Genomic DNA, 15,457 nt, shown 5'->3' on the forward strand with positions numbered 1-15,457 from the left:
CGCATTTTATTGCGTACGCGGCTCGGCTCATGGGTCCAATCCGCTGTAATTTCTGGGTTCCAATAGGTGGCTAGGGCGCTTTTCTGCCTCCCTGCTTCCTTGCTATGGAGAGAACTTTCCAAAACCGTCGATCACCGCCTCACAAGCCAGGCCGGCTATTCGGCTTCTCTCAAGCGCTGCTGCGCAGCTGCCCGCCATTCGGTCAGACTCTTCAAGCAATCCCCCGAGCACCACGACGGCAGAGGTTCCTGCCTGGCGCTGCTGGGCAGCGATGGTATCGCAGGTGGCTCGGCGGCCGGCGCGCAGTCGGGCGATCTCATCGTACAGCCCGCCAGCAGCAGACTCAGCAGCAGTAGCGCGGCTGGTGACCTCTTCCAGTTTCTTGCGTGCATGCTCAAGGCCAAGCACTACATTCGCTATGTCGACGACTTCGTGCTGCTGCATGAGTCGCCGCAGCAGCTGAATGACTGGCTCCGACAGATCGAGGACTTCCTGCCCAGCCTGGGCGTCAGGTTAAACCCCTCGAAGACCATCCTGCAGCCAATTGACCGTGGCGTGGACTTCGTCGGCCATGTGATCAATCCATGGCGGCGCACCACTCGCAAGAAGTCAGTGGCGCAGGCCATGAAGCGAACGGCTGCAGTGCCAGCAGAGAACCTGCTCGAGACGGCCAACAGCTACTTCGGCCTGCTTGGTCAGGCCAGCCATAGCCTGAAGGATCGTGCAGCACTGGCCAATCTTGTGCTGCGGCGCGGGCATGTGGTCAACAGCGCATTGACCCAGACGTACCGTAAGCGATGACAGGAGCACATTTGTACTCCACTCCGCTGCAACCCCTCTCCCCTCTATTCACTGCCGCGATATCGCGGCGAGGAGAATTGTCGATAGCCATCGGCCAGTCAGTCGTCGTTATGGCTTTCTGAAACTGAATCTTTTCCTTCAGCGGCCCGTATATCGGCGAATTTGATCCACTCATCGAAGGCGATTCGGTGGGCTTTGCAGGTCTTTTCCCATTCGATCCCATTCATTCGCCCATAGGCGATCTGGTTCATCGTGGCAGCAATTTGAGCATCGAGCTCTCTGAGAAGCAGATAAGCCTGGTAATGGCTTTCCTTTGCGTTGGGCATATAGCTCACCTCACGGATGGATGACAGAGCTATCAGCTTCAACGGCTCATACGGTGGACTGCCGGTTCCCCAGTTAAATCCCATCACTTTCAAATAATTCCGATAAATCGGCAGGAGTATGTCATGCCTGAAGAAAAGCAACTGATCCAGCCGCTACAGGTGGAGCGCGATGAATACGGCTTCTGGACCCACCCGGCTTGGCCAGACGACGGCGACGAATGCGCACTTCCGTTCAGCTGGTTCGGTGACCAAGGCCTGGAGTACTGCGTGATCGAGATGGAAAACGACGGCCCGGAAGAACTGAATGCGGAATGGCTCGACGCCGGCGGCGACTATGACTGCACGCCCTGGCAGCCAAGCAAGCCGGTCGGTGATGGCTGGTTCACCTTCTCGATCCACGACACCGAAGACGGCCCTGTTTGCGTGTGGATCCGCCACAAGGTGGCGGCATGACCCGCCTCGCCCTCTGCCTCCTGCTGCTGGCCACCGGCGCCAGCGCAGCACCACAGCCCCAAGAGAACGTCATCGACGTACAGCACGAGCCCTGGCTACAGGCGTCGAATCGCTGCTGGCTGAGAACGAGGCGCTGCGCAAGAACGCCGACCGGTACCTGTGGTTACGCGAACATCACTGGCTCTGCGAGAAGGATGTGGACAGCAAGATGGCTGCCTGGGACGCGCCGAAGGAGGTGCAGCCATGATCCTGCCCCTGATGTACATGGCCTACCTGATCTACCGAGGCCCACGGTGAACAACCACCGGTACCAGCCATTCTCGGCGCGCGGCATGGGTAGCTGGCACACCTGCAGCATTTGCGGGACATCCAAACACAGCGGCTTCTACTGGCTAGCCGGCTACAAGAGCAAAACCGAGCCGCCCTGCATCGCCTGGAAGATCGATCCAGAGTGGAAGGCCCAAGCCATCCCCGCGCCAATCACCGAACCCTAATCACCCACCCACTACTCAAGCCCGCCGACATGCGCGGGCGAGGATCACCCCATGCCCGAAATAAAGTGCGAGCACGGCCACACCATGCGGATCGGAACTGACCAGTGGGTGGAAACCCTTACCCTTGACCAGTTGCGGTACGCCCGCGACCAGATGGCCCTGAAGATCCAGGCAGCTGAAGCCCAGCCGAAACGCTGCGTGTGGCGCATCTGCCGCGGCGCCCTGGTCGAGGAGAACTACCGCGAGGAGGACTTTGAGAAGGCGGCCGACCATCTGGTGCGGATATTCAAGGAGAGCTTTGTCGAGGAGGCAAAGGCTTTCGCCGAGCGTCACTACGGCACGCTGCGCTTTGAACGCGAGATCCCCCACATCTCTGTCGAGCTGGTCAGCCAGTTCGAATATGACAACGAGTGGTTCCCGGCCAAGGCCTGACCACCAACCTGCCGCCACCGGCGGCGTGGAGACCATCCCATGGAAACCGAGATCCTTTCGGACGAAGAGCTGGTGGCGATCACCGGCTACAAACCCCGGGCGTGGCAGCGCCGTTGGCTCACAGAAAAAGGCTGGCACTTTGTCGAGAGCCGCGGCGGCCGGCCACTGGTTGGCCGCCAGTACGCCCGACAGAAGCTGAGCGGCGTGGTGATCGACACCGTGCCTGTCGCTGCAGCCCCGCCCCCAGCACCGGCCTGGACCCCTGATTTCTCCCGAGTAAAGTGACATGCGACCCAGAAGTACCGAGAACCGCGACCTGCCGCCGGGCATGTACCGGCGAAAGCGCACCAGGAAAAATGGCAACACATGGGTCGGCTACTACTATCGCGACCAAACCGGCAAGGAAATCCCACTCGGTACCGACCTGGTGCAGGCCAAGCTGAAGTGGGCCGACTTTGAAGCCAAGGCCACTCCCGCCGAGCTGAAGACGATGAAGGGAATCTTCGACGAGTACGAGCGCAAGATCATCCCGGGCAAGGCCGCCAGGACCCAGAAGGACAACATCTACGAGCTCAAGCAGTTGCGCGCCGTATTCGACTCAGCGCCCATCGATGCGATCACGCCGGCCATGATTGCCCAGTACCGCGATTCGCGGTCGGCAAAGACCAGGGCAAACAGGGAAATCGCCCTGCTCTCCCATGTTTTCAACACGGCAAGGGAATGGGGGCTCACCACCAGGGATAACCCTTGCCTGGGTGTACGCAAGAACAAAGAGAAACCTCGCGACTATTACGCCAACGAAGCTGTGTGGAAGGCCGTGTATGAGGAAGCGTCGGAAGAATTGAAAGACGCTATGGACTTGGCATATCTCACAGGCCAGCGGCCAGCAGATGTGCTTTCAATGCGAAGGGACGATATTGAGGGGATTTATCTGCTGGTGAGCCAGGGCAAGACAGGGAAGCGTCTTCGGATCATGCTGCAGACGAATGGCGTGAACAACAGCCTGGGTACTCTGCTGGAGCGCATCATGCGCCGAAATAGTGAGCACCTTTCGCCGTTCTTCATCCTGAACAGCAACGGCAAGCGATTGTCGTGGGAGATGTTACGTAACCGCTGGCAGGACGCCAGGGAGACAGCGCGGGTGAAGGCAATAAGCAATAAGCAGCCCGAACTTGCAAACCGAATTGCTCAGTTCCAGTTCAGGGACATCCGACCCAAAGCCGCATCCGAAATCAACGATCTGACTGATGCAAGCTTGCTGCTGGGCCACTCGAAAGAGGGAATTACCGAGCGGGTCTATCGTCGCGTCGGCGCCATCGCGAAGCCTTCGAAAGGTTGAAGTTTCGGAACTCCACCCTAAAAGTTTCGGAACTCTTGGCCTTTTCAAACCCATAAAGAAAAACCCCGCAGACGTTAATCTGCGGGGCTTTCGAATGGTGGAGGCCGAGGTCGGAATCGAACCGGCGTAGACGGATTTGCAATCCGGAGCATAACCACTTTGCTACTCGGCCTCAAAGGTCGGATTTAGCAGCTTGCGCTTCGCTATCTCCTTGAAACGCTGAACCTTTTTCAAAGTTTGCTGCGTTTCGATGGGCGCCATTATGTCTTCATTCCTTTAACCTTGCAACCCCCTGAACGAAAAAAAATTTCAACGGGTTCAAGGTGTTAGCGCAGGCGGCCGAGTTTACTCCACAAGCCCACCACTGTGTTCTCCACGGTGCCACTGGCAGCCATGCCGATTCGCTCCTGCAGGCTCTTGCGTTCGGCGTAGTGCAGGTGGAACAGGTTGGCGTTGCGCGCGCGTTCGCTGAGGTACTCGTCGCTGGTCTGCAACTCGTCCACCAGTTTGCGGTTGAGTGCCGCGACGCCCAGCCAGACTTCGCCGGTGGCCACTTCGTCGATGTGCAGCTGCGGGCGATAGCGGGCAACGAAGTCCTTGAACAGCTGGTGGGTGATGTCCAGATCTTCCTGGAACTTCTCCCGGCCTTTCTCGGTGTTCTCGCCGAACACGGTCAGGGTGCGCTTGTATTCACCGGCGGTCAGCACTTCGAAATCGATGTCGTGCTTCTTCAGCAGGCGGTTGACGTTGGGCAGCTGCGCCACCACGCCAATGGAACCCAATACGGCGAACGGTGCGCTGACGATCTTCTCGCCAATGCAGGCCATCATGTACCCGCCACTGGCGGCTACCTTGTCGATGCACACGGTCAACGGGATGCCGGCCTGGCGAATGCGCGCCAGCTGCGATGCGGCCAGGCCATAGCTGTGCACCAGGCCACCACCGCTTTCAAGGCGTAGCACCACCTCGTCGCGCGGGGTGGCGAGGGTGAGCAGCGCGGTGATTTCGTTGCGCAGGCTTTCGGTGGCAGAAGCTTTGATGTCGCCATCGAAATCCAGCACGAAGACCCGGCCCTTTTCCTCGGCCTTGCCCTTCTTCTGCCGCTTTTCCGCCTTGGCCTGCTGCTTGCGCAAGGCCTTGAGCTGGGCCTTGTCGAGCAGGCCGGATTCCAGGCGCTCGCGCAGGTCCTTGTAGAACTCGTTCAGGCGGGTGACCTGCAATTGCCCACCCGATTTGCGCCGCCCCTTGCCGCGCAGCCCGGCGATGGCCGACAGCACTATCAGGATGGCGATGACCAGGGTGGCGGTTTTGGCGAGAAAGCTTGCGTATTCAGCAAGAAACTCCACGTTGACTCCTTCAAGACTTGCGCCACTACGGCGCGTAACTGTAGCAAGCATACCGTTGCGCCTGAGGTGCTGCCAGCCGTGGCAAACGCTGGCAACATCTTTCAAACAACCTTTTCAAACGCTTGTATGTTTTTTCGTTGACAGCCCGTGTGCCGCATCCTAACCTCGCAGCAACCTCCAACAGGCCGGAACCTTTCGTGGGCAACCTCTACCTGATCCGACATGGCCAAGCCTCCTTCGGCGCCGATGACTACGATGTCCTCTCGCCCGTGGGTGTGCGCCAGAGCCAGGCCCTGGGTGAGCACCTGGCCCAGCTCGGTGTAAGGCTGGACCGCTGCGTGGCAGGCGACCTGCGCCGCCAGCAGGATACCGCGCGCCTAGCCCTGGATGCATTGCACGCCAATGGCTGCCCGGTGCCGGCTGTTGAGACCGATACAGCATTCAATGAGTTCGATGCCGATGGTGTGATCCGCGCCTTGTTGCCCGGGCTGCTGCCGCAGGAGCCCGACGCCCTGCACATCCTGCGCAATGGCGCGCAGCACCGCAGCGAGTTCCAGCGCCTGTTCGCACTGATGGTGCAGCGCTGGCACGATGGCGAACATGCCGACGATGGCCTGGAGACCTGGCAGGCGTTCACCGCCCGCGTGCAAGGCGGCCTGCAGCGCGTACTGGATGCCGCCGGTAGCGGCGACAATATCGCCATCTTCACCTCGGGCGGTACCATTGCCGCCCTGCTTCACCTGGTCACCCGTATTACCCCCGGACAGGCGTTCGCGCTGAACTGGCAGATCATCAACACGTCGCTCAGCCAGCTGAAGTTCCGCGGCCGCGACGTGGCACTGGCTTCCTTCAACAGCCAGGCCCATGTGCAGCTGTTGAGGGCGCCGGAGCTTGTCACCTATCGATGAGCCCGGCTTGTTGTGTCCCTGCGGGGACGTGTAAATCACTCTATAAGGAATGCGCCATGACCTCCGTAGCTGATGCCGTTAAAAAGATGCAAGAGAAGTTCAACCCATCCGCTGCCGCCGGCCTGGACCTGGTGTTCGGCTTCAACATCACCGACGAAGACAAGCACTACGCGCTGATCGTCAAGGACGGCACCTGCGACCTGCAGGAAGGCGAAAACCCGGATGCCAACTGCACCCTGGTGATGGATAGCGAAACCCTGAAGGGTATCGTCAGCGGCGAAACCGACGGCATGCAGGCATTCATGGGCGGCAAGCTGCGCGTTGAAGGCGACATGATGCTGTCGATGAAGCTCAGCGAGCTGTTCCCGTCCTGAGGGCTGGAAATAGCGGATGATCGAAAAACCGAAGCCTGACCGGCTTCGGTTTTTTTTTGCCCGCCTGTTCGGGCCCTGTCGCTTCATCAAGGCAGTTGATCAGACAGCAACACCCTCACCTATATGGCATCTGGCACGCTTGTTCCATCGCAGGCAGACCATTAGATTAACCAATAGTCCTTGCGATCGAGAATAAGGAAAACGCATGACGCTCACCGACCAGTCCACCCAGGTACGCCCCGGCGAAGAACTCGACGCGGCTGTCATCGACCCTTACCTCAAAGCCAACATCCGCGGCCTGGATGGCCTGCCGAGCATCAGCCAGTTCCCTGGCGGCGCCTCCAACCTTACCTACCTGGTCAGCTACCCGGGCCGCGACTTCGTGCTGCGCCGTCCACCGTTCGGGCAGAAGGCCAAGTCGGCCCACGACATGGGCCGCGAGTTTCGCATTCTCAACCAGCTGAACAGCGGCTTCCCTTACTGCCCCAAGGCCTATGTGCACTGCACCGACAGCAGCCTGATCGGCGGAGAGTTCTATGTGATGGAGCGGGTCAAGGGCGTTATCCTGCGCTCGGACATCCCGGCCGAGCTGGGCCTCGACGCCAACCGCACCGAGGCCCTGTGCAAGAGCTTCATCGACCGCCTGGTGGAACTGCACCAGGTGGACTACAACGCCTGCGGCCTGGCCGACCTGGGCAAACCGGAGGGCTATGTACAGCGCCAGATCGAGGGCTGGACCAGCCGCTATGAAAAGGCCCTGACGCCCGACGCCCCTCGCTGGGAACAGGTGACTGCCTGGCTGCACGAGAAAATGCCCGCCGACCACCCGCGGCCCGGCATCGTGCACAACGACTACCGTTTCGACAACGTGATCCTCGATGCCGACAACCCCATGCGCATCATCGGTGTGCTGGACTGGGAAATGGCCACCCTGGGCGACCCGCTGATGGACCTGGGCAACAGCCTGGCCTACTGGATCGAGGCCGACGACCCGGCCCCAGTGCAGCTGATGCGTCGCCAGCCGAGCAACGCGCCGGGCATGCTCACCCGCCGCCAGTTCGTCGATTACTACGCCGAGCGCGCCGGCATCCGCCTGGACAACTTCGATTACTACTATTGCTATGGCCTGTTCCGCCTGGCCGGCATCGTCCAGCAGATTTACTACCGCTATTACCACGGCCAGACCCAGGACAAGCGCTTCGCCCAGTTCATCCACATGAACCGCTTGCTGGAGCAGATGACCTTGCAGGTCATCGCCAAGTCCAGCCTCTGAGCCCCGACCTAGACGACGGATAACAAGGAAAACAGCATGTCCAAGACCCACCTGTTCGACCTCGACGGCAAGATTGCCTTCGTTTCCGGCGCCAGCCGTGGCATCGGCGAGGCCATCGCCCACCTGTTGGCCCAGCAAGGTGCCCATGTAATCGTGTCCAGCCGCAAGCTCGACGGTTGCCAGCAGGTGGCTGACGCCATCATCGCCGCCGGCGGCAAGGCAACGGCGGTGGCCTGTCACATCGGTGAACTGGAGCAGATCCAGCAGGTGTTTGCCGGCATCCGCGAACAATTCGGGCGGCTGGACATCCTGGTCAACAACGCCGCTACCAACCCGCAGTTCTGCAACGTACTGGATACCGACCCAGGGGCTTTCCAGAAGACCGTGGACGTGAACATCCGTGGCTACTTCTTCATGTCGGTCGAGGCCGGCAAGCTGATGCGCGAGCATGGTGGCGGCAGCATCATCAACGTGGCGTCTATCAACGGGGTTTCACCCGGCCTGTTCCAGGGCATCTATTCGGTGACCAAGGCGGCAGTCATCAACATGACCAAGGTCTTCGCCAAGGAGTGCGCGCAGTTCGGGATCCGCTGCAACGCCCTGCTACCGGGCCTGACCGACACCAAGTTCGCCTCGGCACTGGTGAAGAACGACGCCATCCTCAATGCCGCGCTGCAGCAGATCCCGCTCAAGCGCGTGGCCGACCCCAAGGAAATGGCCGGCGCAGTGTTGTACCTGGCCAGCGATGCCTCCAGCTACACCACCGGTACCGCACTCAATGTCGACGGTGGCTACCTGTCCTGATCAGGCTTTTACTGCAACCAGGGTGTAGCTCAGGGGCAGGCGTGCGGGCTGCTCGCGCAGGCGATATTCACCGTCGTCGCCCTTGACCATCTGCCCCGGCAGCGCCTCCCAGGGGATGCTCTGGTGCTCGACCAGGGCGGTCAGTTGCAGGCCGTGGGCCAGCAAGGCGCTGATCACCTCGCCCAAGCCGTGGTTCCACTCGTGGGTTTCGGTGTGGGAAAGGCGCTGCTCGGTTTCGACGTAGGTTTGGTCGTTGTGCCACACCGTCGGCTCTTCGTGTTCGAAGTACGGGTATTCGAGTTGCAGGCGGTCCTGGTGGTCTTCGTTGACTGCCATCAGCATCGGGTGCCCGTCGCGCAGGAACAACCGCCCACCCGGCTTCAGCAGGGCCGCGACAGTACGCGCCCACGGCTCGATGCGAGGCAGCCAGCAGAGCGCGCCGATGCCGGTGTAGACCAGGTCGAACGTGCCGGCCGGCAACACCTTGTCGGCGGCGTAGACGTCAGACTCGACATACGCGATGGGTGCCGCACAGCGCTGGGCCAACGCACGCGCTTCGGCCAGCGAAGCCACGGAATAGTCCAGGCCACAGACCTTGGCACCAAGGCGCGCCAGCGAGAGGGTATCGGTACCGATGTGGCACTGCAGGTGCACGGCGTTGAGCCCGTCGATATTGCCAAGCAATGGCAGGTCGAAGCGTACGGTTTCGGAAAGGTGTTCGGGATGCTGGACGAGCCGTTCGACTTCGTAGTCGTTGGAAGCAGCGTGCAGCGGGGCACGTTCATCCCAGCTGGCGCGGTTGAGTTGCAGTGAGCGGTCCATGGTGTCTTCCTTGATTCGTGGGGGCTCATGCTAGCCCCCACCAAGCTCCCTGCGACAGGACAGCCTTGCTAAAAATTGTAAAGCTGGTGCGGTCACTGTGGGAGCGGGCGTGCCCGCGAAGAAACAACGCGGTGGCCGGCACCGGCTACGCCGGTGTTCGCGGGCGCGCCCGCTCCCACTCGCCCCACACAGCCCCTGCCAAGTCAACCAGCCATGTGCAGTCGCCAGCCGTTACAGGCAGGTCGCCGCCGCCGCCCGGCGCTGCAGGGCCACACCGTCGTTCTTCTGCGCGTAGTAATCCACCCGCGCCCCGCCCGCCTGCGGGTACACGTCCACGAACGCCTCGGCCTCACGGGTATACACGGTGAAGCCACCTTGCTTGCGTGGTTCCAGATAACCACTGGCGTCGTCGCCGAATACCTTCTCTTCCTGCCAGCTGAACTGGATGCACTGGGCCACCAGTTCCGGCGCCTTGTGCGAGTCGAGTTGCGCGGTCGGCTTGCCGCCGCGGGCCGTTTCCATGGTCGCAGAAGCACAACCGACCAGCATCAACGCCGCGGCCATCGGCAGAATCGCACGCATGTTCCATCCTCAGGATAAAAAAGAAGGCGACTCTAGCACTGGCAAGCATCGCGAGTGAATTGTCGCGCTCAGGTGGCTGTCGCAGATAAGGCATTCCTTCACAAGGAGATAACCATGAAACTACACCACCTGCTGTTCGCCGTCCTTGCCAGCCTGCCCCTGGCTGCCACCGCAGCCCCCTCCAGCGAAGAAAGCGTCACCGCACCAGAAACCCACAACCGCGAGCTCAAGGTCGGCGACAAGGCACCCGACCAGTACAAACGCGATGACCAGGCTATCAAGGACTGGAAAGCCAAGGGCCTGCCAGCACCGGAAAAGGAAAGCCACTGGGTAGACATGGGTGGGCGCTACGTGCTGGTGCAGATCACCAACGGTGTGGTGCTGGCGATCCAGTCAGCCCGCTGATTCAACACTCTTCACTCCCGCCGCTCTCGCTGGCACGACAATTTTTTGCCTGCCAGCGAAACCAAATGGATCCTTTCCAGTCTCAGGAGGTGTGCCGTAAACCTTTGCGGATCAAGGACCTATATCGTGATGACCCGTCTTGCAAGCCTTTCGCTGATTGCTGTTGTCCTGCTGACTGCCGGGTGCCATAGCCATCGCTACCATGACGACGACGATGGCTGGCGTGACCGTGACCGTGACCATCGTCACCACCATCGGCATGACCGCGACGACGATGATGACGACTATCGTCGATATCGTGGTGACCGCTACTACCGCTGAAACGTCTTTTTCAACCCTGGCCCGCCGCCCATTGCGCGGCACCTTAACCTGATGATTCCTTTGAGGTTCGTATCATGCGTCTGACTCTGCCTTCCCTTGCCCTTGGCCTGCTGCTGTGCCAGGGCGCTTTCGCCGGTGACGGTACCGCCGCCATTGGCGGTGGCCTGGGTGGTGTTCTGGGTAACGTTGTCGGTCAACAGATCGGCGGCAAAACGGGGGCGGCCATCGGCGCCGGCCTCGGCGGCGCAGCCGGCAGTGCGGTAGGTGCACGCAAGGGCAACCGTACCGAAGCCGCGATTGGCGGTGGCCTGGGCTCGGCGGGCGGTTCGCTGCTGGGCGGCGCGGTGGGCGGCAAGACCGGCTCCACCGTGGGTGCCGGCCTGGGTGGTGCGGCCGGTGGTGCCATCGGCAACCACCTGGGCGACAACAACGGCAAGCACCACCGTCACCGTCACTGATTCCAGTGACAAAGGGGCCGCAATGCGGCCCCTTTTGTTTTGCAAACCCTGCAGTACATCAACACCCCCTTCAGCACAATCCGGCACACTGGCTGCTACTGTCTATCGTGCCCCCGTGTGAAGGAACACCGCCTCCCCATGAACCAAGAGCTGCTATGGGTCCTCGGCCTGCTGGCCATCGTCATCACCCTGTTCGTCATCAACCGCCCACGCATGGACGTGGTCGCGCTACTGGTGATCCTCGCCCTGCCGCTGTCGGGCATCCTCACCGTGGAGCAGGCGCTGGCCGGTTTCAGTGACCCCAACGTGGTGTTGATCGCCGCCTTGTTCGTGATCGGTGAAGGCCTGGTGCGCACCGGCATTGCCTACCGTATCGGCGAATGGATGAGCGAGCGGGCCGGCAACAGCGAGGCGCGCCTGCTGGTGTTGCTGATGGTAGCCGTGGCGGGGCTGGGTTCGATGATGAGCTCCACCGGCGTGGTGGCCATTTTCATTCCGGTGGTGCTGAGCATCGCTGCACGCCTGCAGCTTTCGCCCGCCCGCCTGATGATGCCGCTGGCTTTCGCCGGCCTGATCAGCGGCATGCTCAGCCTGGTGGCCACACCGCCCAACGTGGTGGTACACAGCGAGCTGGTACGCCATGGCGAAGCGGGCTTCAGCTTCTTCAGCTTCACCCCGTTCGGCCTGGTGGTGCTGGTGCTGGGCATCGGCTACATGCTGCTGACCCGGCACTGGCTGAATGGCGAAGTGCGCAAGGACGGCCGCGTGGAAAGCCGCCGCACCCTGCTGGACCTGGTGCTGGACTACAAGCTCAATGGCCGTGAACGGCGCCTGCGCATCCGCCCCCACTCGCCGCTGATCGGTCATACCCTGGGCGAGCTGGAGCTGCGCACCCGGCATGGCGCCAACGTGATCGGTATCGAGCGCCAGCACAAGTTCACCACGCGGGTGATCGCCGCCGACTCCAGCACCGTGCTGCACCAGGGCGATGTGCTGCTGCTCGACCTGTTCGCCAACCGCGACGACCTGCGCAGCCTGTGCCAGACCATGCAGCTGGAGCCGCTGCACTTCAAGGCGGCCTACTTCATCGACCAGTCCCAGGAGCTGGGCATGGCCGAGGTATTGCTGCCACCGGGTTCGAAACTGCTCGGCAAGAGCGTCCTCGAACTGGCCTTCCGCACGCGCTTCGACCTCAACGTTGTCGGCTTGCGCCGCGAGCAGGTGGCGATCGAAGAACAGCTGGTGGAAGAAAAGCTGCGCCTGGGCGACACCCTGCTGGTAGTCGGCCCGTGGAAAGCCGTGCGCCAGTTGCAAAGCAAGCCCAAGGACTTCCTGGTACTGAGCCTGCCCGCAGAAATCGACCTGGTCGCGCCCGCCCGCACCCGCGCACCACAGGCGTTGCTGAGCCTGGCGGTGATGGTCGGGCTGATGGTCAGCGGCGCGGTCCCCAATGTCATTGCCGCGCTGATCGGCTGCCTGCTGATGGGCGCAGGCCGCTGCATCGACATGAACAGCGCCTACCGGGCCATCCACTGGCAAAGCCTGGTGCTGATCGTCGGTATGCTGCCCTTTGCCCAGGCACTGCAGAAAACCGGCGGCATCGACCTGGCAGTGGGCGGCCTGGTCAGCGTGCTGGGCGGTGCCGGCCCCAGTGCCATCCTTGCCTGCCTGTTCGCGGTCACGGCGGTGATCGGCCTGTTCATCTCCAACACGGCCACTGCGGTACTGATGGCACCCGTGGCTGTCAGCACCGCCACGCAGCTGGGCATGTCGCCCTACCCGTTTGCCATGACCGTGGCGCTGGCTGCCTCGGCGGCCTTCATGACGCCGGTGTCATCGCCGGTGAACACCCTGGTACTTGGCCCGGGGCAATACCGCTTCGCTGACTTTGTCAAAGTTGGCGTGCCGTTCACCATACTGGTGATGCTGGTGACCGTGTTGATGGTGCCGTGGTTCTTTGGGCTGTAGGGTTTGGCCAGGAATGAAGGCAATTTGGCATTATCTCGACCGATCGCGGCAGATTGACATCAAGTCCCCTGACGAAACACACTTATGCGCAATTGCCCCAGGTGCTTCAAGCCGTTGTCCTGGATTTCGTTTCCGCCTTGCCGGTCGAGCCCATGGTTTTTCCAGCCCAATCGCGCTTGTTGCACTACGTCGTTCTACTCGGCCTGACCTTCGCCCTGACCCTGGGCGGCATCCTGGCCCGCCCGATCGAATCCCTGTCGCTGTTCTGGCCGGTCAATGCGGTCCTGGCTGGGGTGCTACTGCGCTACCCCCGCCAAGCCACGCTGACGGGCTTTACCCTGGTCTGGCTGGCCATGGTCGGCGCCGACCTGCTGTGCGGCAGCGCCTGGATGCCTGCCCTGTGGTTCAACCTGTGCAACCTGGGCGTGGTGGTCACCCTCTGGCTGATGCTCTCGCGCTTGCCGCGCCTGCACCGACGGATGCGTACTCCCCACGGCGTCCTCAGCGTGTTCGGCGCCAGTGCCGCCGGGGCAATAGTGGCTGCCAGCATGGCGGCGGCAGTGGCCGCGCCGTGGTTCGAACAGTCGTTGCGCGCCACCTGGCTGGCCTGGTTCAGTGAACAGTTCTCGACCAGCGTGCTGGTGCTGCCAGTGCTGCTGACGACCCCTTCGGCACGAGCGCTGGTGCGCGGTGGCGCCCAGGCCATCCGCCTGGCGCCGTTGCTGGTGCTGCTGGCCTCGCTGGCGTTCAGCATTGCCTTCGGCGGCCCCGGGGCCATTGCCTTCCCGATTGCCGCGCTGCTGTGGTGCGCCTGGACTTACTCACCGTTCCTGGTTTCTCTGCTGACACTCACCGCTGGCAGCACGCTGATCGTGGCGGTGGCGCAAAACCTCATGCATTTCAGCGTGCCGCAAAGCGAGCCCGGAGTGACCACACTGATGTCGGCGCGCCTGGGCATCGCCATGCTGGTGCTCGGGCCGCTGGTGGTGGCCTGCGTCAGCCAGGCCAACCGCAGCCTGATGGCCCGCCTGGCGCATCAGGCCAGCATCGACCACCTCACCGGTGTGCTCACCCGCAGCGCCTTCACCCGCCGCGCCAACGCGCTGCTGGAAAGCCGCCAGCAACACGCCCAGGCGCTGCCGCTGACCCTGATGATGCTGGACATCGACCACTTCAAGTCGATCAATGATGTCCATGGCCATGCGGTCGGTGATCAGGTGCTGCGCCAGTTCGCCAGCACCCTGCAGGACCAGTTGCACGATGGTGAACTGTTCGCTCGCCTGGGCGGCGAGGAATTTGTCGTGGTCCTACCGGGCCTGGCGCCAGATCGGGCCAAGTTCACTGCCGAGCGCCTGCGCCGTGCGGTGCAGGACCTGCATGTGATGCAGGCCGGCCAGTCCCTGCAGATTACCGTCAGTATCGGCCTGGCCGGTTGTGCCGCCGACATGCCGGCCCCCACCCTCGATGAACTGCTGGCACGCGCCGACCAGGCGCTGTACCGGGCCAAGGCCCATGGCCGCAATCGCGTCGAACAGGCCGAGCCACAACGCCAGGCGATGTGAGCTAGCCACCCAGCAGGTCCCACGTCAACTTGGCGATCAGCACGCACAAGAGCACCAGGAACAACCCACGCACAAAGCCCGCGCCCTTGCGCACCGCCAGCCAGGTACCGGTCAGCGCGCCGAGGATGTTGCACACCGCCATGGGCAAGGCGATGGCGTACAGCACATTGCCTGATGGCACGAAGAACACCAGAGCCGCCAGGTTGGTGGCGATGTTCACCACCTTGGCCGATGCCGAGGCGTGCAGAAAGTCCAAAGCGAAGAAGCGGATGAACAGGAAGATCAGGAAGCTGCCGGTACCCGGCCCGAACAGGCCATCGTAAAAGCCGATCGCACCACCGATCAGTACCGCCAGGCACTGCTCCTTGCGGCCGATCCTTGTGGGTTTGTGCAGCGTGCCGAAGTCCTTCTTGCAGAAGGTGTAGATGGCCATCAGCACGATCAGCACCAGCACCGCCGGGCGCATCACGCTGGGCGGCACCAGCGACACCGTGGCGGCACCGGCGAACGACATGACGAAGGCACTGAGCGCTGCCGGCACGATCAACCCCCAGTCCAGCGTCACCCTGCGGATGAACGAACGCGCAGCGAAGGCCGTGCCACACACCGACGCCAGCTTGTTGCTACCGAGCAGTGCCGCCGGTTGCGCGGTGGGCAGCACATTGAACAAGGCCGGGATCTGGATCAGCCCACCGCCACCCACGGCGGCGTCGATCAGGCCAGCGGCGAAGGCAAACACGGAAAGCACAGCGATATCCATCATGACGCGGTTCCAGGCAGTGAAGACGC

General features: G+C 62.1%; 18 protein-coding genes, 1 tRNA gene and 2 pseudogenes. 14 read left to right on the top strand and 7 right to left on the bottom strand.

From position 1 onward, the window contains the following. Nucleotides 1-102: 102 nt before the first annotated feature. Nucleotides 103-396: pseudogene (locus QN085_RS16415) on the bottom strand (DUF2514 family protein); the annotation flags it as partial. On the opposite strand from QN085_RS16415, the pseudogene QN085_RS16420 reads away from it, so the two are divergent. After that, nucleotides 394-801, top strand: a pseudogene (locus QN085_RS16420) (RNA-directed DNA polymerase); the annotation flags it as partial. The pseudogenes QN085_RS16415 and QN085_RS16420 sit on opposite strands and share 3 nt — an antisense overlap. Before the next feature lie 98 nt (nucleotides 802-899). Here the strand turns inward: QN085_RS16420 and QN085_RS16425 are convergent. Further along, complete coding sequence (locus QN085_RS16425; protein WP_023662810.1) at nucleotides 900-1,127, bottom strand: hypothetical protein; 228 nt, start codon at nucleotides 1,125-1,127, stop codon at nucleotides 900-902. Nucleotides 1,128-1,250: 123 nt separating this feature from the next. On the opposite strand from QN085_RS16425, the gene QN085_RS16430 reads away from it, so the two are divergent. The 4 genes from QN085_RS16430 (at nucleotide 1,251) to QN085_RS16445 (ending at nucleotide 3,845) form a co-directional block, all read left to right on the top strand. Further along, nucleotides 1,251-1,580 (top strand): hypothetical protein, encoded by a 330-nt coding sequence (locus QN085_RS16430; protein WP_023662811.1) that lies wholly within the window; start codon nucleotides 1,251-1,253, stop codon nucleotides 1,578-1,580. Between the two features lie 545 nt (nucleotides 1,581-2,125). Next, nucleotides 2,126-2,506: a hypothetical protein gene (locus tag QN085_RS16435; RefSeq protein WP_023662813.1), complete on the top strand. Its 381-nt coding sequence runs from the start codon at nucleotides 2,126-2,128 to the stop codon at nucleotides 2,504-2,506. Between the two features lie 39 nt (nucleotides 2,507-2,545). Beyond that, nucleotides 2,546-2,791, top strand: coding sequence for a DUF4224 domain-containing protein (locus QN085_RS16440; RefSeq protein WP_003251051.1), 246 nt, complete (start codon nucleotides 2,546-2,548; stop codon nucleotides 2,789-2,791). Nucleotide 2,792: 1 nt separating this feature from the next. Next, nucleotides 2,793-3,845 (top strand): tyrosine-type recombinase/integrase, encoded by a 1,053-nt coding sequence (locus QN085_RS16445; RefSeq protein ID WP_013973206.1) that lies wholly within the window; start codon nucleotides 2,793-2,795, stop codon nucleotides 3,843-3,845. A gap of 98 nt (nucleotides 3,846-3,943) precedes the next feature. Here the strand turns inward: QN085_RS16445 and QN085_RS16450 are convergent. Both QN085_RS16450 and sohB read right to left on the bottom strand, forming a co-directional pair. Beyond that, nucleotides 3,944-4,017: transfer RNA gene (locus QN085_RS16450), tRNA-Cys, on the bottom strand. 154 nt (nucleotides 4,018-4,171) lie between these two features. Next, nucleotides 4,172-5,191, bottom strand: a complete 1,020-nt coding sequence (gene sohB, locus QN085_RS16455) for a protease SohB (RefSeq protein WP_023662815.1) — start codon at nucleotides 5,189-5,191, stop codon at nucleotides 4,172-4,174. A 197-nt stretch (nucleotides 5,192-5,388) separates the two neighbouring features. Here sohB and QN085_RS16460 point away from each other — a divergent pair, with 197 nt between their 5' ends. The 4 genes from QN085_RS16460 to QN085_RS16475 all read left to right on the top strand — a co-directional run bounded on the left by QN085_RS16460 (nucleotide 5,389) and on the right by QN085_RS16475 (nucleotide 8,550). Further along, entirely contained in the window at nucleotides 5,389-6,099 is a 711-nt protein-coding gene (locus QN085_RS16460; RefSeq protein WP_013973208.1) for a histidine phosphatase family protein, read from the top strand. A gap of 56 nt (nucleotides 6,100-6,155) precedes the next feature. Continuing rightward, nucleotides 6,156-6,473, top strand: coding sequence for an SCP2 sterol-binding domain-containing protein (locus QN085_RS16465; protein ID WP_003257405.1), 318 nt, complete (start codon nucleotides 6,156-6,158; stop codon nucleotides 6,471-6,473). A 205-nt stretch (nucleotides 6,474-6,678) separates the two neighbouring features. Further along, nucleotides 6,679-7,746, top strand: coding sequence for a phosphotransferase family protein (locus QN085_RS16470; RefSeq protein WP_023662816.1), 1,068 nt, complete (start codon nucleotides 6,679-6,681; stop codon nucleotides 7,744-7,746). Between the two features lie 36 nt (nucleotides 7,747-7,782). Next, nucleotides 7,783-8,550 (top strand): SDR family oxidoreductase, encoded by a 768-nt coding sequence (locus QN085_RS16475; RefSeq protein ID WP_015270905.1) that lies wholly within the window; start codon nucleotides 7,783-7,785, stop codon nucleotides 8,548-8,550. On the opposite strand, the gene QN085_RS16480 is transcribed toward QN085_RS16475, so the two are convergent. Together QN085_RS16480 and QN085_RS16485 are read right to left on the bottom strand one after the other, a co-directional pair. After that, nucleotides 8,551-9,372 (bottom strand): class I SAM-dependent methyltransferase, encoded by an 822-nt coding sequence (locus tag QN085_RS16480; RefSeq protein WP_013973212.1) that lies wholly within the window; start codon nucleotides 9,370-9,372, stop codon nucleotides 8,551-8,553. Nucleotides 9,373-9,603: 231 nt separating this feature from the next. Beyond that, the gene (locus QN085_RS16485; protein ID WP_016498900.1) at nucleotides 9,604-9,954 is read right to left on the bottom strand and encodes a hypothetical protein; all 351 of its coding nucleotides are present in this window, start codon (nucleotides 9,952-9,954) and stop codon (nucleotides 9,604-9,606) included. A 114-nt stretch (nucleotides 9,955-10,068) separates the two neighbouring features. On the opposite strand from QN085_RS16485, the gene QN085_RS16490 reads away from it, so the two are divergent. The 5 genes from QN085_RS16490 to QN085_RS16510 all read left to right on the top strand — a co-directional run bounded on the left by QN085_RS16490 (nucleotide 10,069) and on the right by QN085_RS16510 (nucleotide 14,668). Next, nucleotides 10,069-10,359, top strand: a complete 291-nt coding sequence (locus QN085_RS16490) for an RcnB family protein (RefSeq protein WP_003257402.1) — start codon at nucleotides 10,069-10,071, stop codon at nucleotides 10,357-10,359. 129 nt (nucleotides 10,360-10,488) lie between these two features. Next, on the top strand, nucleotides 10,489-10,680 hold the full coding sequence (locus QN085_RS16495) for a hypothetical protein (RefSeq protein ID WP_003257401.1): 192 nt from the start codon (nucleotides 10,489-10,491) through the stop codon (nucleotides 10,678-10,680). 74 nt (nucleotides 10,681-10,754) lie between these two features. Beyond that, nucleotides 10,755-11,138, top strand: coding sequence for a glycine zipper domain-containing protein (locus tag QN085_RS16500; protein WP_013973215.1), 384 nt, complete (start codon nucleotides 10,755-10,757; stop codon nucleotides 11,136-11,138). Between the two features lie 138 nt (nucleotides 11,139-11,276). Beyond that, on the top strand, nucleotides 11,277-13,106 hold the full coding sequence (locus QN085_RS16505; protein ID WP_023662098.1) for an SLC13 family permease: 1,830 nt from the start codon (nucleotides 11,277-11,279) through the stop codon (nucleotides 13,104-13,106). 137 nt (nucleotides 13,107-13,243) lie between these two features. After that, nucleotides 13,244-14,668, top strand: a complete 1,425-nt coding sequence (locus QN085_RS16510; protein ID WP_041505853.1) for a GGDEF domain-containing protein — start codon at nucleotides 13,244-13,246, stop codon at nucleotides 14,666-14,668. Nucleotide 14,669: 1 nt separating this feature from the next. Here the strand turns inward: QN085_RS16510 and QN085_RS16515 are convergent, their stop codons facing one another. Next, on the bottom strand, nucleotides 14,670-15,431 hold the full coding sequence (locus QN085_RS16515) for a sulfite exporter TauE/SafE family protein (protein WP_023662099.1): 762 nt from the start codon (nucleotides 15,429-15,431) through the stop codon (nucleotides 14,670-14,672). Nucleotides 15,432-15,457 lie beyond the last annotated feature (26 nt).

The organism is Pseudomonas sp. M2(2023), from assembly GCF_030263955.1.
Classification (GTDB): Bacteria; Pseudomonadota; Gammaproteobacteria; order Pseudomonadales; family Pseudomonadaceae; genus Aquipseudomonas; species Aquipseudomonas asiatica.

What these genes read in the sequence shown, in the direction of transcription:
- QN085_RS16430 (WP_023662811.1), top strand. Translation starts at nt 1,251, where the DNA reads ATGCCTGAAGAAAAGCAACTGATCCAGCCGCTACAGGTGGAGCGCGAT.
- QN085_RS16490 (WP_003257402.1), top strand. Translation starts at nt 10,069, where the DNA reads ATGAAACTACACCACCTGCTGTTCGCCGTCCTTGCCAGCCTGCCCCTG.
- QN085_RS16500 (WP_013973215.1), top strand. Translation starts at nt 10,755, where the DNA reads ATGCGTCTGACTCTGCCTTCCCTTGCCCTTGGCCTGCTGCTGTGCCAG.
- QN085_RS16480 (WP_013973212.1), bottom strand. Translation starts at nt 9,372, where the DNA reads ATGGACCGCTCACTGCAACTCAACCGCGCCAGCTGGGATGAACGTGCC.
- QN085_RS16485 (WP_016498900.1), bottom strand. Translation starts at nt 9,954, where the DNA reads ATGCGTGCGATTCTGCCGATGGCCGCGGCGTTGATGCTGGTCGGTTGT.
- QN085_RS16440 (WP_003251051.1), top strand. Translation starts at nt 2,546, where the DNA reads ATGGAAACCGAGATCCTTTCGGACGAAGAGCTGGTGGCGATCACCGGC.
- QN085_RS16435 (WP_023662813.1), top strand. Translation starts at nt 2,126, where the DNA reads ATGCCCGAAATAAAGTGCGAGCACGGCCACACCATGCGGATCGGAACT.
- QN085_RS16515 (WP_023662099.1), bottom strand. Translation starts at nt 15,431, where the DNA reads ATGATGGATATCGCTGTGCTTTCCGTGTTTGCCTTCGCCGCTGGCCTG.
- QN085_RS16445 (WP_013973206.1), top strand. Translation starts at nt 2,793, where the DNA reads ATGCGACCCAGAAGTACCGAGAACCGCGACCTGCCGCCGGGCATGTAC.
- QN085_RS16425 (WP_023662810.1), bottom strand. Translation starts at nt 1,127, where the DNA reads ATGCCCAACGCAAAGGAAAGCCATTACCAGGCTTATCTGCTTCTCAGA.
- QN085_RS16465 (WP_003257405.1), top strand. Translation starts at nt 6,156, where the DNA reads ATGACCTCCGTAGCTGATGCCGTTAAAAAGATGCAAGAGAAGTTCAAC.
- QN085_RS16475 (WP_015270905.1), top strand. Translation starts at nt 7,783, where the DNA reads ATGTCCAAGACCCACCTGTTCGACCTCGACGGCAAGATTGCCTTCGTT.
- QN085_RS16495 (WP_003257401.1), top strand. Translation starts at nt 10,489, where the DNA reads ATGACCCGTCTTGCAAGCCTTTCGCTGATTGCTGTTGTCCTGCTGACT.
- QN085_RS16505 (WP_023662098.1), top strand. Translation starts at nt 11,277, where the DNA reads ATGAACCAAGAGCTGCTATGGGTCCTCGGCCTGCTGGCCATCGTCATC.
- QN085_RS16470 (WP_023662816.1), top strand. Translation starts at nt 6,679, where the DNA reads ATGACGCTCACCGACCAGTCCACCCAGGTACGCCCCGGCGAAGAACTC.